The 15,181-nt window shown below is 64.2% G+C and carries 16 protein-coding genes; 13 read left to right on the top strand and 3 right to left on the bottom strand.

What is annotated here, in order from left to right; translation table 11 throughout:
* Positions 1-32: 32 nt before the first annotated feature.
* The 6 genes from H9627_RS02065 to H9627_RS02040 all read left to right on the top strand — a co-directional run bounded on the left by H9627_RS02065 (position 33) and on the right by H9627_RS02040 (position 5,195).
* Entirely contained in the window at positions 33-914 is an 882-nt protein-coding gene (locus H9627_RS02065) for a hypothetical protein (RefSeq protein ID WP_191732353.1), read from the top strand.
* A gap of 227 nt (positions 915-1,141) precedes the next feature.
* Entirely contained in the window at positions 1,142-2,272 is a 1,131-nt protein-coding gene (locus tag H9627_RS02060; protein ID WP_225213354.1) for a cutinase family protein, read from the top strand.
* A 1-nt stretch (position 2,273) separates the two neighbouring features.
* Complete coding sequence (gene nadD, locus H9627_RS02055) at positions 2,274-2,900, top strand: nicotinate-nucleotide adenylyltransferase (RefSeq protein ID WP_191732352.1); 627 nt, start codon at positions 2,274-2,276, stop codon at positions 2,898-2,900.
* A gap of 198 nt (positions 2,901-3,098) precedes the next feature.
* Positions 3,099-3,572, top strand: coding sequence for a ribosome silencing factor (rsfS, locus tag H9627_RS02050; protein WP_191732351.1), 474 nt, complete (start codon positions 3,099-3,101; stop codon positions 3,570-3,572).
* Between the two features lie 44 nt (positions 3,573-3,616).
* A complete protein-coding gene (locus H9627_RS02045) occupies positions 3,617-4,330 on the top strand; it encodes a histidine phosphatase family protein (RefSeq protein ID WP_191732350.1) in 714 nt (237 codons plus the stop codon).
* Positions 4,331-4,394: 64 nt separating this feature from the next.
* Positions 4,395-5,195: a DegV family protein gene (locus H9627_RS02040; RefSeq protein ID WP_191732349.1), complete on the top strand. Its 801-nt coding sequence runs from the start codon at positions 4,395-4,397 to the stop codon at positions 5,193-5,195.
* Positions 5,196-5,222: 27 nt separating this feature from the next.
* Here H9627_RS02040 and H9627_RS02035 read toward each other — a convergent pair whose 3' ends face one another.
* Complete coding sequence (locus H9627_RS02035) at positions 5,223-5,921, bottom strand: superoxide dismutase family protein (RefSeq protein WP_191732348.1); 699 nt, start codon at positions 5,919-5,921, stop codon at positions 5,223-5,225.
* 221 nt (positions 5,922-6,142) lie between these two features.
* On the opposite strand from H9627_RS02035, the gene H9627_RS02030 reads away from it, so the two are divergent.
* The 6 genes from H9627_RS02030 to H9627_RS02005 all read left to right on the top strand — a co-directional run bounded on the left by H9627_RS02030 (position 6,143) and on the right by H9627_RS02005 (position 11,557).
* Complete coding sequence (locus tag H9627_RS02030; RefSeq protein ID WP_191732347.1) at positions 6,143-6,856, top strand: ComEA family DNA-binding protein; 714 nt, start codon at positions 6,143-6,145, stop codon at positions 6,854-6,856.
* Positions 6,853-8,499, top strand: a complete 1,647-nt coding sequence (locus H9627_RS02025; RefSeq protein WP_191732346.1) for a ComEC/Rec2 family competence protein — start codon at positions 6,853-6,855, stop codon at positions 8,497-8,499. Before H9627_RS02030 ends, H9627_RS02025 begins: the two co-directional genes overlap by 4 nt.
* A 17-nt stretch (positions 8,500-8,516) precedes the next feature.
* Positions 8,517-9,503, top strand: a complete 987-nt coding sequence (holA, locus tag H9627_RS02020; protein ID WP_191732345.1) for a DNA polymerase III subunit delta — start codon at positions 8,517-8,519, stop codon at positions 9,501-9,503.
* Between the two features lie 82 nt (positions 9,504-9,585).
* Positions 9,586-9,987 (top strand): ankyrin repeat domain-containing protein, encoded by a 402-nt coding sequence (locus H9627_RS02015; RefSeq protein WP_191732344.1) that lies wholly within the window; start codon positions 9,586-9,588, stop codon positions 9,985-9,987.
* Positions 9,988-9,991: 4 nt separating this feature from the next.
* Positions 9,992-10,666, top strand: a complete 675-nt coding sequence (locus tag H9627_RS02010; RefSeq protein ID WP_191732343.1) for a LysE family translocator — start codon at positions 9,992-9,994, stop codon at positions 10,664-10,666.
* 231 nt (positions 10,667-10,897) lie between these two features.
* Positions 10,898-11,557, top strand: a complete 660-nt coding sequence (locus H9627_RS02005; protein ID WP_191732342.1) for a hypothetical protein — start codon at positions 10,898-10,900, stop codon at positions 11,555-11,557.
* Positions 11,558-11,819: 262 nt separating this feature from the next.
* On the opposite strand, the gene rpsT is transcribed toward H9627_RS02005, so the two are convergent.
* Complete coding sequence (rpsT, locus tag H9627_RS02000; protein ID WP_191732341.1) at positions 11,820-12,083, bottom strand: 30S ribosomal protein S20; 264 nt, start codon at positions 12,081-12,083, stop codon at positions 11,820-11,822.
* A 224-nt stretch (positions 12,084-12,307) separates the two neighbouring features.
* A complete protein-coding gene (locus H9627_RS01995; RefSeq protein ID WP_191732340.1) occupies positions 12,308-12,928 on the bottom strand; it encodes a type II toxin-antitoxin system PemK/MazF family toxin in 621 nt (206 codons plus the stop codon).
* Positions 12,929-13,242: 314 nt separating this feature from the next.
* Here H9627_RS01995 and lepA point away from each other — a divergent pair, with 314 nt between their 5' ends.
* Positions 13,243-15,090, top strand: a complete 1,848-nt coding sequence (gene lepA, locus H9627_RS01990; RefSeq protein WP_191732339.1) for a translation elongation factor 4 — start codon at positions 13,243-13,245, stop codon at positions 15,088-15,090.
* The last annotated feature ends 91 nt before the right edge of the window (positions 15,091-15,181 follow it).

Below are 15,181 nucleotides of genomic sequence, written 5' to 3'. Positions count from 1 at the left end.
GCGGGGGGGGGTTCTTTTCTACACTGGTCGCCATGGTTAACCCCGCGCGCCTGATCGCCAGCCTGACAACCGCCGCACTTGGCTCGGCCGCCCTTGTTTCCGCCACGCTGCCGGTGGCCCACGCCGGTGATATGGGGGACTGCCCGGCCACGGTGATCGTCGCGGCGCGGGGAAATGACGCGAGTGAGACCGTCAATCCGGTTCGGTACAGCGAAGAATCCGACGCTGTCTCCAACGGCTGGGAGGGCCTCAACATCCGGGCGTTTCTGCAGTATGCGGAGCAGCGCCACCTTGACCAGCACGGTGAATCCTTACTGCGCGATATTCCGGTGCTGGGCCTGAGCGGGGAGTATCACCCGGCTGATATCCCCATCCCGGAGATCACCGACGGCGCCGGGCTGATCGACGTTCTGCCCCGGGCAGGTGAGGTGATCACCAGTACCGTGGACGGATTCAGACGCACCATCGATGTGGGGATTCCGGGGGCGCGTCTGGCCATCGAGGACTACGAGGCCGCGACCGGTTGCGCACCCCGCTACATCCTCATCGGTTACTCCCTCGGTGCCAGCATGCTGTCCCTGCAGGAGGACTGGCTGGCGCAGAAAGGCCAGCTGGGAGGCACCTTCTATTTCGGTGCCGGACACCAGTCCCCCGGGGATCCCGCGGCGGTCGGCGCCACCGTCAACGGCGGGATACTGGGGCGGCTGCCCTCCAACTCGTTGGACACCGCCCGCACCCCCAACCGGATGATCTACTGCATTCCCCACGACTTCGCCTGTGATTTCACCCCGACCGCGGTACAGGTGGGCCTGGATGAAGGCACCCAGGGACCACATGCCCGTTATTTCCTTCACCCTGACACCGAGCCCCACAGTGCAGAGGTGGCTGACCGGTTCAGCAGCTGGCTGGGGTAAGGGCAGGGCACCCGGGAGTCGGTTGCTCTGCTCCGGGGGTGTGGTGTGGGGTGTGTTTGTTGGCTTGTGAGCGGGTGGGTGCTCCCAGGCCAACAGCTGTGGTGGTTTCGGGCTCTGAGGGGATGGTGTGGGGTGCGTTTGTTGGCTTGTGAGCGGGTGGGTGCTCCCAGGCCAACAGCTGTGGGGTTTCCCAGCGCGACACCGGCCGGCAGGATAAATTAAAAGCCATGTACCGACGAGCGCGTAGGGCAAAGAAGATGGCCGCGGCTGTGGCGGCAGGTCTCATGCTGCTCAGCCCCCTGCTGGCAAGTCCAGCTGTGGCATTCAGCAGTGGCTCGTCCGGGTCTTCCGGTTCGTCGGGGTCCTCGGGCTCCTCCTCCGTGGTGGTCAGCTCCGAACCCGGGCAGCTGAGCAGTGCCGGCAGCAGCCTCATCGACCGGCTCTTTCCGGAAAGTGAGGAGGAGTTCCTGGAACGGATCACCAACCCGCTGGATCCGGATTACATCCCCCTGCACCCCGCGCTGCAGAGCGATCTCTATGAGGCGGTCGTGGATCTGCCGCAGCCCGGGGAGTGCCCGGCCGTGACTGTGGTGGCGGCGCGGGGCAGTGAGCAGAACACCCAGATCCGCCCGGCCCGGTACAGCCCGGAGGCACCGTGGACCTCCAACGGGTTTGAGGAACGGAATATCCGGATGATGTTCGGCCGTCTCGAGCAACAGCATGTCCGCGAGACCGGTGAATCGCTGATGAAGGATGTCTACGTCATGGGGCTGACCGACAATGACTATCCCGCGCTGTTGCCGTTGTCCTCCGACGGGTCCTCAGCCATCGACTTCGGTTCCTCCCTGCTTGCCGGACGCGAAGGCGTGTTGGCGGCCATCGACCGTTTCGAGGCCGAGACAGGATGCAGATCCCAGTACCTCCTGGTGGGGTACTCCCAGGGTGTGTTGGTGATTGATGGTCAGGAACAGGAACTGATTGACCGCGGCCAGTACGTCGGCTCGGTGTTCATCGCCAACCCCAGCCTCCACCCGGATGACACCACCGTCATCGGACACCAGCCGACCACCGGTGGGCTGATGAGTTCCGTGGTGCCGCCACCCCTGGTGCACCCCAACCGCATCAACTACTGCCTGCCCGGTGACATCGTGTGTGACCGGTCCGCCGAACAACTGTCCACCAGTGGATCCTCCGCCGCCTCGGCGCAGCTGAGCACCGGCAACATCCGCGCCGGGCGGATCCACTCGCAGTACTTCACCACACCCCGGGCCTGGGACGGGGAGGTGCTGTCCACCGTGGCCGGGTGGATCACCGGTGTCACCGACCCCGCCGGGGCACCTGTGGATATACTTCCCTGATATGACTGCTCCCGAGGCACGCAATCGCCAGCAAATCGGCATCATGGGTGGCACCTTCGATCCGATCCACCACGGCCACCTGGTGGCGGGATCGGAGGTGGCGGACCGGTTCGGCCTGGACATGGTGATCTATGTGCCCACAGGCCAGCCGTGGCAGAAGGCCGACCGGGTGGTCAGCCCCGCCGAGGACCGGTATCTGATGACCGTGATCGCCACCGCCTCCAACCCGCGGTTCCACGTCTCCCGGGTGGATATTGACCGTGGGGGAGACACCTACACCGTGGACACCCTCAAGGACATGCGCAACCAGTACCCGGATGCTGATCTGTTCTTCATCACCGGTGCGGATGCCCTGGCGCAGATCGTCACGTGGCGGGACTGGGAGAGCATGTTCGGCCTGGCGCACTTCGTGGGTGTCACCCGGCCGGGGTATGAACTGGATGACGATATCATCCCGGAGGTGCACAAGGACCGCATCTCACTGGTGGACATCCCCGCCATGGCGATCTCCTCGACGGATTGTCGTCAGCGTGCGGCCGAGGGCCGTCCGGTGTGGTACCTGGTGCCTGACGGGGTGGTGCAGTACATCGCCAAGCGTGGGATGTACCAGGCGCACCCCGGCAGCTAGGCTGGGGACGCGCACCCGGGTGGGCGTCGACAAGCAAGGCGACAAGCACGCTGGCGGGACGACCGTCAACTTAACCCCTAAAGTAGGTGAAACCGCCCGGTTCGTGGAAAACTGGGAGAGGTTGACGCTCAGGACGATACCTGAGCGTCGGTTCTCCCTGTTCGGGGTGGGACTACTACAGCAGTTTTAAGGATTTTTGTGTCTGCAACTAATGAGTCAATTCGCCTGGCCACCATCGCGGCCATGGCAGCCGATGAGAAGAAGGCCGAGGACATCGCTGTCCTCGATGTCTCCGACCTGCTCGCGATCACCGATGTGTTCGTGCTCGCCTCCGCCGATACGGAGCGTCAGGTGGCGGCCATCGTCGAGGAGATCGAAGCCGAGCTGACCGAGGCCGGCCTGGAGCCGAAGCGTCGTGAGGGCAACCGCGAGAACCGCTGGGTGCTGCTCGACTACGGTGTGCTCATCATCCATGTCCAGCGTCACGCCGAGCGCGATTTCTACGGTCTGGACCGTCTCTACCGCGACTGCCCGCTCATCGAGGTCGAGGGCCTGGAGACCATGCAGCGCCCCGCCTCCTGGTCGGATGAGGCGGATATCCGCACCGTGGATTCCATCGATGACCTGCCACCGGTCCCGGCAGAGTACGAACCCGATTTCGAGGACGACTAGACCACCGACCGCATCCGGCCACCAGCAGGTATGAGAGGACAATCATGACGCGACGCCTGATTCTGCTTCGCCACGGACAGACCGAATACAACGCGACCTCCCGCATGCAGGGTCAGTTGGACACCGAACTGTCCGAGGTCGGCCGACAGCAGGCGGAGGACGTCGCCCGTGTCCTCGCTGGGCAGAAGATCGTCCGGCTGATCAGCTCCGACCTCTCCCGTGCCCACAACACGGCGCTCGCGGTGGCCAGGCTTATCGACGCCGACGTGTCCACGGACCGCCGCCTGCGCGAAACCCACCTGGGCGAGTGGCAGGCGAAGACACACCAGGAGGTGGATCTCCACTATCCCGGTGCGCGCGCGAAATGGCGCCACGACCCCCAGTGGGCACCGCCGGGTGGCGAGTCGCGCATCGAGGTGGCCCGCCGGGCCAGGCAGCTTGTCGACGAGCTCATGGTCAATCTCACCGAATGGGACAACAGCACCGTCCTGCTCGTTGCCCACGGTGGCACCATCAACGCGTTGACCTCCAACCTGCTCGACCTGGATTTCCACCAGTATCCGATGTTCTCCGGCCTGGGTAACACCTGCTGGGCGCAGCTGACCGCCCGCCCGCGGTACTACCCGGGCAGTGAGAACCCGGAGGATGACCTGAAGAATTCCTCCGTCAAGACACCGGGTCCGGTGTTTGACCGTAATAATGTGGGTAACGCCCAGTGGTATCTTGACGGATGGAATATGGGCGTCACCAACAATTAACGGTGCCGGCCGGTGTGAGGTGTTAGGTGCAGGTCAACCCGAATGAAGAGGGAAGTTGAGTGTCATGGCAGTTCGCGTCATCACGGATTCATCAGCATGTCTGCCGGACACGGTCGCGGATGAACTGGACATCACCGTCCTTGACCTGCACCTGATGCAAAACGGTGAGGAACGCACCACTTCGGGGTTGTCCTCCCTGGAACTGGCCGCCGCCTACGCCCGGCAGCTCGAACGGGGTGGGGACCAGGGCGTGCTGGCCCTGCATATCACCAAGGAACTATCCTCCACCTGGTCCGCGGCGGTGGCCGCCTCCGCGGTGTTTGTCGACGGTGCTGTCCGCGTCGTGGATACCGGTTCCCTCGGCATGGCTGTGGGGGCCGCCGCCATGGCCGCAGCCAGAGTTGCCCGCGATGGTGCCTCCCTGGAGGAGTGCTATGACATCGCCGCGGACACCCTCCACCGGTCCGAGACGTGGGTCTACCTGCACCGCATTGATGAGCTGCGCCGTTCTGGGCGGATCTCCACCGCCACGGCTGTGATGTCCACCGCCCTGGCCAACCGGCCCATCATGCGGGTGAACAATGGCCGTCTGGAGATCGCAGCCAAGACCCGTACCCAGTCCAAGGCATTTGCCAAACTCGTGGAACTCGCGCAGAACCGGGCAGGCGACGCCCCTGCTTTTGTGGCCATCTCCCAGAACCAGGCCCGCGAGGCGGCGAAATCACTGGAGACCATGCTCGCCGAGGCCCTCCCGGAGGGATCCAGCTTCATGATGGTGGACCTCGATCCCACCCTCGCGGTCCACGCCGGGCCCGGCGCGATCGCGGTGTCCTGTGTGTTCGCCGACGACGGGGCCGAAGGCTAGGGACCCGTTGCCCACGGCGCGCGCGGTTTATCCGATGACGCCGCAGGCCAGTCGGCTGCCGGCATCACCGGCACCCAGGGTGTCCTCATCCGCACCATCGGGGGCGTAGCGCTCCGGGATGTTCGCGAAGTTGTCCGGGTCGGAATGGATCATCACGGCGGAACCGTCCTCATCCTCCAGGTCCGCCAGGGTGAACCGGTCGGTTTCCATGGTCATGGCGGCGGAACCGTCAGTCTTCACCAGCAGCTGCGGGAGATCACCGGGATGATCCGGGTGATCTGACTCCCCGGCCCCCAGGTGGCTTCCGGCGGACAGGAACGCACCTGTCTTGTCCGGGTTGTCGGGGGCGGTGCTGTCGGTTTCACACACTCCTATCTGATGGATGTGCAGGCCGTAGAAACCGGGTTCCATGTCGCTGAACCCGACGGTGATGCTTACCGCCCCATCCTGCTCCCGGAATTCCGCGGTGCCAACCTCGGTGCCTTCGGCGGTGGTGACGGTGGCGGTCAGGTCGGGTTCTGACCCGGCGTCCGCTCCGGCATCCCCTCCGGTGGTGGTGGTTGTGGCGGTGGCCGAGGTTGTCTCGGTGGTGATCTCCGTGGTCGTCTCGCTGGTCTGCGCGTCCTCCTCAGAGGCACACGCACTGAGGGTGAGCAGTCCGGTGGCTGCCAGGGTGGCGATCACTGCCCGTGGCAGGGTCCTGGTGAACAATGGTGTGGTTTTCATGATGTGCTCCTTCGTGTCGGACCCCGGTGCAGGGGACCGGGGGATCTTCTGGTGCTCTTCGTCATGACGTGGGTGGTGCCCGCCAGTCTACGAAGTTCCGCAGGGGGTGGGGGAGCAACCACAGCACTTATCCACAGCACGGGCTGTGGGGTGATTGTTATCCACAGGCGGGGCACCCCGCTGCTTGTCCACCGGGGACGGCCGCCTTAGCGTCAGCGGTTATGAAACCTGATATCGCAGCCAGGTTGAAGGACCTGACCCGCCCGACGGGGACGGAGGATCTGTTGGACGTGGAGTACCCCACACCCAGATTCACCATCTCCCTACGTCATGCCGCCATCGTGGCGGGCATCGCCGCGGTCGGGATGGGAGGGGTGTTCCTGTTGCAGGACGACACCCCGGACCCGGTGACGGTGACCGCCCTGGCACAACCCTCGATCACGACCACTGCCTCCGAGGCGGATGCGGGGATTGTGGTGTCGGTGATCGGGCACGTCTCCCGCCCGGGCCTGGTGACCCTGCCCTCCGGTGCCCGGGTTGCCGACGCCCTCGCCGCCGCGGGTGCCCTTCCCGATGCTGAACTGACCACCCTCAACCTGGCGCAGGTGCTGGAGGACGGGGTGCAGATCGTGGTGGTGGTTCAGGGGATGGACCCACCTGCCGCAGCGGGAGGCCTCGGTGTGCAGGGCCCGGGCGGAACACCCGGGACGGCAGGTATGACCGGTGGTGGGACGGAGGCGGGTGGTGTGATCTCGCTGAACAGTGCCACCGCCGCGGAGTTACAGACGCTGCCCGGGGTGGGGGAGAAGACGGCCCAGGCGATCATCCAGCACCGGGAGGCCACTGGTGGGTTCTCCGCAGTCGATGACCTGCTGGAGGTCAAGGGGATCGGGCCGTCGAAATTCGCGCAGATCTCCGGGGCAGTGACCCTGTGAGGGAACTGCGGCTGTTGCCTGCAGCCCTGCTGGCCTGGGTGGTGGTGTTCTCGGTGATCCTTACCCGGGGGATGGTGGTGGCAATGGTGCTGGTGGGGGCCGTGGCTGTGGTGGCGTTGATCCTCAGACAATCCGGCCAGGCGGTGACCACGGCGGCGGTGGGGATGGCGACCACGGTGGTGGCCCGGATGCGGGTCGGTCAGGCCGAGCGGTTTGTTTTCCCCGACCCGCTGACCGGGACGGTGGGATCGTTCAAACAACTGGAGGGGGACCTGGCGATCCTCCGACTGGAGGTGGAGGGGTACCCCGCCCTGGTTCCGGTCCTGCTGCACGGGGACCATGAGGTACCGCATTCCGCGCAGGTGGTGGTGGAAGGCCACCTCAAGGACAGTGACCGGCCAGGCGTGGGCACGGTGCTCGTCACCGCGGATCACCTGGAGGTGGTCGGGGAGGCCACCGGATACGCCGGTTGGGTCAACCAGGTCCGGGATGCGTTCCAGGAATCGGTGCTGGCCACGGTCGGGCCCTCCTCCCAGGGATTACTGCCCGGCATGGTGCTGGGGGACACCCGCCTGCAGGACACGGTCGAGGAACAGACCTACATCGACACCGGGTTATCGCACCTGTCCGCGGTCAGCGGGTCGAATGTCTCCATCACCACGACCTCGGTGATGGTGGTGCTGGCGTTACTCACCATCGGTCCCCGCATCCAACTGGCGGGTGCCGCCTTCGCACTGGTGGTGTTCGTGTCCCTCGTGGGCACCGAACCCAGCGTGCTGCGGGCCGCGGTGACCGGGATGGTGGGCCTGCTGGCGGTGGTGAATTCCCGACGCATGGAACCGGTCCACGGTCTGTGCCTGGCGGTGATCGGCCTGCTGCTGTGGGACCCGGACCTGGCGGTGCAGTACGGGTTCATCTTGTCGGTGGTGGCCACCGCCGGCATCGTCATGCTCTTTCCGCTGCTCTACCGGGCCCTGGCCCGAACCGGGTGGCCGGACATCCTGGTGCGTGCGGTGGCGGTGGCGGTGGCAGCCGATGTGGTGACCATGCCGGTCATCGCGGTGATGGCGGGTCAGGTGTCCATCGTGGCGGTGCTGGCCAATGTTCTGGTGGCCCCGGCGGTCGCCCCGGTGACGGTGGTGGGACTGGTCGCGGTCCTCCTCACCCTGGCCCCCGGTGGCCTGGAGATGCTGGCCTTAAGGATCTGCGAACCGTTCACCTGGTGGATCCACCAGGTCGGGTCCGTCTGCCAGGAGCTGCCCATTTCCACCGTCGGCACCGGTGGGGGGCTGCTGGGCACACTGTGGGTGCTTACCGCCTGCTGCTGGATCATCGTGGGTATCCACCGCGGCCTGGCCGCGGTGATGGCGGCGCTGTTCACCGTGCTGCTGGTATCCCACTGGTACGGTGGCCGCCTGCCACCCCGGGTGGACCCGGTGGACGTCGGGTACGTGGTCGTCGACAAGCTCCCGGGGACCGTACCCCCGGGTACGGGGTTGATCATCGTCACCGATCCGGACGGGACACCCGCCGACCGGCCCACCGCCACCCGGGAGGGGATACCGGTGATGTACCCCAACCGCGACGGGGAGGTGACCCTGCACACCGACGGTTCCCAGCACGCAGCCGACGGCCGATTCTAAAGATGAGGTGTGGCACGATGGATCCCGTGACCCCAGCATTGACCCCACCTGTACCACTGGTTCATCTCATCATCGGGGATGATGAATACCTGGCCGAACGCGCACGCCTGAGCATCACCACCCAGATCAGGGAGGCATCACCGGAGGGGGAGGCCCTGCCGGTGACGATGATGCGCGCCGGGGAGGTCTCCGAGGGTGAGCTTCTGGATCTGCTGTCACCGTCACTGTTCGGTGAGGACCGCGTCGTGGTGCTCACCCACATGGACCAGGCCGGCCAGGAACCGGCGAACCTGGTGCTCAAGGCCGCGGTGGATCCCGCACCGGGTATCCACATGATCATCATCCACTCCGGTGGGGGTCGCACCAAACAGATGGTGCCCAAACTGAAGAAGATCGCCGTGGTGCACGAGGCGGCGAAACTCAAAGACCGCGAACTACCCGCCTGGGTGATGCAGGAGTTCCGCACCCACGGGGCGAAGGTCACCCCCGATGTGGTCCACGCACTCCTGGAGGGGGTCGGCTCCGACCTGCGTGAACTCGCCTCCGCGGTGGCCCAGCTGGTGGCCGATACCGACGGCAATGTCACCGTGGAGAAGATCCGCACCTACTACCGGGGCGTGGCCGAGGTGTCCGGGTTCGACGTGGCGGATTTGGCGTGTGCGGGGCAGGTGTCCAAGGCGGTGGCCAGCACGCGCCGGGCACTCCAACTCGGGGTGAAACCGGCAGCCCTGTCCGCCGCCCTGAGCATGAAGGTGGGACAGATCGCCCGGCTGTACTCCACCCGCGGGCGGATCGACTCCGGGCGACTGGCGGGTGTCCTCGGCGTGCCACCGTTCGTGGTGGAGAAGGTGGCCAAACAGGCCCGCACCTGGTCCGGGGAGGCCGTCAGCGAGGCGGTCATCCTCATGGCTGAACTCGATGCCGCGGTCAAGGGGCAGGGCGGCGATCCGGAGTTCGCCATCGAGTTCGCCGTGCGCCGAGTCGCCGAGCTGGCGCGCAAGTAGGCGGGTAGCGCGCGGGGTGCTTATCGACGCCGACTCATGCCCGCTCCACCGGCCTCCGCGTCGCAGAGTAGGATGTCCTTCCATGACGGAATCACAACTGCCCGATGATGTCCAGGAACTGGTCAACCGCCTGTTCGGCTATGCCCGCGAGGGCGGCGAGGAAGCATCCCAGGCACTGGATGCCTACCTCCAGAACGGACTGGATCCTAACCTGAGCAACCAGGACGGCAACTCCTTGGTCATGCTCGCCGCCTATGCCGGCAACCTCGATGTGCTGGATGTGCTGATCAAGCACCGCGCCAATGTGAACAAGCTCAACAACCGCCAGCAGTCCCCGCTGGCCGGGGCGATCTTCAAGAAGGAAGATGAGATCATCGACCGCCTCCTGGCCGCCGGTGCCGATCCGACCTGGGGCACCCCCAACGCCATCGACACCGCCCGGATGTTCGGCCGTGAGGATCTCGTAGCCCGCTTCGAGTCATAGCCCGGTGGACTGGGCTGCACTGGGAACCCTGATTCTGCTCAACATCGTGGGCAGTCTGTCCCCGGGTCCCGACACCTTCTTTCTCCTGCGCCTGGCCACCCGGTCGCGGATCCACGCCATCATGGGCGTGACCGGTATCGTCACCGGCCTCACCGTCTGGGTGACCCTCACGGTGGTGGGTGCGGCCACCCTGCTGACCACCTACCCCGACATCCTCAGCGTCATCCAGCTCATCGGCGGTGCCTACCTGACCTGGATGGGGTACCGGATGGGTCGGGGAGCGGTCAGGGAGCTTCTCGACGCACGAGCCTTCCGCTTCAATTCCGCCACCCGCCCCATTCCCGATGCGGTCGCCGCGCTGGGCACCCCGGGGCAGGCCTACCGGCAGGGGGTGGCCACCAACCTGTCCAACCCCAAGGTGATCATGTACTTCGCGGCGATCCTCGCCCCGTTGATGCCGGCGAACCCGTCACTGGCGGTCGCCCTGACGATCATCATCGCGATCGTGGTGCAGACCTGGGTCGTGTTCAGCCTCATGTGCGTGATCGTTTCCACCGAGCGGATCCGCAAGGCGGTGCTGCGGGCCGGTCCGGTGTTCGACGGGGTCGCCGCGGTGGTGTTCATCGCCGTTGGTCTCACCCTTCTCTACGAGGGGACGTCCCAGCTGCTCCTGGGGTGAGCGCGAGACCCGTGATCACCGGGTATGGCCAGTGGGTGTTCTCAAGCTTCCCGGGCCCGGATCGGGTGACAACCGTCGGACGACGTCGCCCTATCGCCTCGTCGGGATGCGCAATGGTTGACCCCACCTTCAGGGGACACCGGAGATCTGGTGTTGCGACCCGCCCCGCCATGGGCGAGGGTTGAGTACAATCCGACCCAGGAACGTGACCTACACCACAAGGGAGTCCCCATGAAAATCCGTGTCTTGGCGCTCACCACCGGAATCGTCGCAGCCCTTGCTGCAGGCATTATCGCCACGCCTGTCGCCAATGCCGCGCAGCTAACCGTAGCTGGAGACAAGTGCACCATCACCTACAGCGAGAATGAGTTGAAGGCTTCGTTGAGGAGCGAAGCTGCTGCAGGGCAGGCCATCGTTGCAGAGCTGAAGAGGCTCCTGCCCGGGGCCGCAGCTGATATCAACCTGGCGCTCGACAACGGCCTCAACGACAATGCGGTCAACGCCCGTATTGAAGCTGCGGCTGTGGCTGCCGGTTTCAACGCCGGTGAGGCCTATGACCTCCTGGACCGGGCCCTGTGGGTGCGGGATGTCGACGCGCGCTATGCGGCACTGTCGGAGGGGGCGCGGACCGTCACTCTCACCAGAACTGAGGCGGCCAGACTGATTCGCGAGGCGCCCGGTTATCAGTACTGGGGCCCACGTGAAAGGGGCACGTGGTCTGTCAGGGGTAATGCCGTGCTCCGGAACTCTGAAAAGGCCGTGATTGCTTCCCAGGCACCTCATATCCCCATGCTTCAGGCATGCGTGGACGGTCGACCGGGTACCTACAACGTCACCGACCCGGGCACTGGTTCCTCCGGCTCGTCTGGTTTCTCATTCGGTTCAAGCTAACTGTCTGATAAGGCAAATCTGACTATCCGGGTAGGGTCAAACGGATGCTCATATGAGCTGTGGTGCGACACATGCCCAACGGCACCATGTGCTCCGCCAAGCCACGTTATTCACACCCGAATCATGACTGCGTCCATCGCAACAGGATGCCGGACCGCAGGCACCTGTTCGATCTCAACCTCGGAATGCAACCGATGGGCATAAACAAAAACCCAGACCGGTGAAGAGACACCGGTCTGGGTTGTTGACTGCCTGGCTTGAATTAGCCGAGCTTGTTGAGCGCACGTGCCAGGGAGGACTTCTTGTTGGCCGCGTTGTTGCGGTGGAAGACACCCTTGGTGACAGCCTTGTCCAGTGCACGGGAGGCCACGCGCAGCTGGGTCTCAGCTGCAGCCTTGTCGCCACCGTCGATTGCAGTGTGGAACTTACGGATCTCGGTGCGGACTGCGGAGCGGACAGCCTGGTTGCGCAGGCGAGCCTTCTCGTTGGTCTTGTTACGCTTGATCTGAGACTTGATGTTTGCCATCGGACTACCTCTTGAACTTTCTGATTAAAGTTGTGTACAAACCCAGGTCCGGACCCTTCTCCCACATCCACCTGATACAGGGGATATTCGACACGTCCAGCTGCGAACCCAAGGTCCTGCCCGCATGCATGCACGTGTTGTTCCGGAAATGGACAACAGCCTAAAAGGCTATCACCGCAGGTGGTAAAACTACAAAAAACGACGGCGTCGGTTGTCCTGGGGCGTCAGGCCCAGCTGAATTCATTGCGCAGGCGGTTGGCGATCCGTTCGAAACGACCCCGCGGGAGCACCACACCCTGGCGGCGGATACCCAACTCGGACACCTCGAGGATGCGATCGAGCCTGACCCAGCTCTGGCGTCCGCGGGTGTCCCACCCTCCAGCGCCGATATCAATCCAGTCGTCATCGCCCCGGTGTTCGGGGTTGGAGGAGATCAACAGCCCCAGGATGGTGGTGCGGGTGCGTCCGACGACCACCATGGCGCGTTCGCGGGGAGGGGAGCCGGGCCCGTCCGTGGGGGCCCAGATCCAGACCACCTCACCGGGATCGGCCTGACCATCCATGTCCGGGGCGTAGAACAAGGCCCGGGCCATGGATTCCGTGGGCAGGACATTGATCTCCGTCTGGATGGGCGCCGCCTGGGGGCCGATCAGAGTGGTGAGTTCCGTCTCCGCGGACGGGTCGCGGTTCTCCTCGATGCCCAGTCCGTCACGGATGATCGCCAGGCTCTCGTCCACCTTGGTCTTCTGCGGGTGCAGGATGAACCGGAAGAGGCGTGTGAGCAGGCCAGGCTCACCATCCCGGGGATCATCGCCGTCGGAATCGCGTGCGCGCGGGGAGCTCATATGTCACCTGATCTTTGTACCTGTGCTCGGGGAGGTTGAGCAATATATAACAAACTGCCAAACCCCGCCACCCATTGTGGGATTTCAGAAGAAATATCGCAAGGGCGTCGTATGTGTTACATCACACGGGGGTGGTTTTGTGTGATTGCCGGTAGGGTCGGTTTTTTTCACCCCACCTCACTCCGCATCCCGCCACGGGCCTCTGTTTTCGCAGGATGGGGCGTATTCTGGAGTTGTTCAGACGTTGTTTAACAGCAGGCCAACCCTCAGGTAGAGTATGGAACGTTATTTAATCGAAGGGACCCCTGACGCATATGGCAGAGAAATTTGCAGAAAAGACCTTTACGGATCCATCCAAGATTCGTAACTTCTGCATCATCGCCCACATTGACCACGGAAAGTCGACGCTCGCCGACCGCATCCTCCAGCTCTCGAATGTGGTGGATGCACGTGACATGCGTGCGCAGTACCTGGACAACATGGATATCGAGCGTGAGCGCGGTATCACCATCAAGGCGCAGAACGTCCGCCTGCCCTGGATCCCCCGCACCGGTGAGTACGAGGGTCAGGAGATCGTCATGCAGATGATCGACACCCCCGGTCACGTCGACTTCACCTATGAGGTCTCCCGCGCGCTCGAGGCCTGTGAGGGTGCGATCCTGCTGGTGGATGCCGCCCAGGGCATTGAGGCCCAGACCCTGGCCAACCTGTACCTGGCCATGGAGAATGATCTCGAGATCATCCCCGTCCTCAACAAGATCGACCTGCCGGCCGCTGATCCGGACAAGTACGCCCTGGAGATCGCCAACATCATCGGTTGTGAACCGGAGGATGTCCTCCGTGTCTCCGGCAAGACCGGTGTGGGTGTCCCGGAGCTGCTGGACAAGGTCGTGGAGCTCATCCCGTCCCCCTCGCCCGGCCCCGCTGCCGACGCCCCGGCCCGCGCCATGATCTTCGATTCCGTCTATGACACCTACCGCGGTGTGGTGACCTACATCCGTGTGATGGAGGGCAGGCTCACCCCTCGTCAGAAGATCAAGATGATGTCCACCGGCACCACCCATGAACTGCTGGAGATCGGCATCGTCAGCCCGACCCCGAAGAAGTGTGACGGTCTGGGTCCCGGCGAGGTGGGTTACCTGATCACGGGTGTCAAGGATGTCCGTCAGTCCAAGGTCGGTGACACCGTCACCTGGGCGCACAACGGTGCAGAGGAACCGCTCCAGGGTTACCAGGAGCCGACCCCGATGGTGTACTCCGGTCTGTTCCCGGTCTCCCAGGCGGATTTCCCCGACCTGCGTGATGCACTGGAGAAGCTGCAGCTCAACGATGCCTCCCTGACCTATGAGCCGGAGACCTCCGTGGCTCTGGGCTTCGGTTTCCGCTGTGGCTTCCTGGGCCTGCTGCACATGGAGATCACCCGCGACCGCCTGGAGCGTGAATTCGACCTGGACCTGATCTCCACGGCCCCGTCGGTGAACTACCGGGTGGTCGATGAATCCGGCCAGGAACACCGCGTGCACAACCCGTCCGACTGGCCGGGTGGCAAACTCAATGAGATCTATGAGCCGATCGTCAAGGTCACCATCATTGTGCCGAGTGAATTCGTCGGCCCGACAATGGAGCTGTGCCAGACCAAGCGTGGTCAGATGGGTGGCATGGACTACCTGTCCGAGGACCGCGTGGAGCTGCGGTACACCATGCCGTTCGGTGAGATCATCTTCGATTTCTTCGACATGCTCAAATCCCGCACCAAGGGTTACGCCTCACTCAACTACGAGGAGGCCGGTGAGCAGGAAGCCGATCTGGTCAAGGTGGATATCCTGCTGCAGGGTGAGCCGGTGGATGCGTTCTCCGCGATCGTCCACCGTGACAATGCACAGTGGTACGGCAACAAGATGACGGTGAAGCTGAAGTCGCTGATTCCCCGCCAGCAGTTCGAGGTGCCGATCCAGGCGGCCGTGGGCTCCCGGATCATCGCCCGTGAGAATATCCGCGCGCTGCGCAAGGACGTTCTGGCCAAGTGCTACGGCGGTGACATCTCCCGTAAGCGCAAGCTCCTGGAGAAGCAGAAGGCCGGTAAGAAGCGCATGAAGAACATCGGTTCCGTGGAGGTTCCACAGGAGGCCTTCGTCGCAGCGCTGTCCACCGACGAGGGGTAGCACCCGTAGAACACCTCAAGAGCTTCTCGACGCCCGTGCTCACGCACGGGAAATGTCGGGAAGCTTTTGTGTTTCCGCCGGTGCATTCTGC

It is taken from the genome of Corynebacterium gallinarum, assembly GCF_014837045.1.
Lineage (GTDB): Bacteria > Actinomycetota > Actinomycetes > Mycobacteriales > Mycobacteriaceae > Corynebacterium > Corynebacterium gallinarum.
Note: the sequence above shows the minus strand (reverse complement) of the source record. Positions and strands in the feature narration are given on the sequence as shown.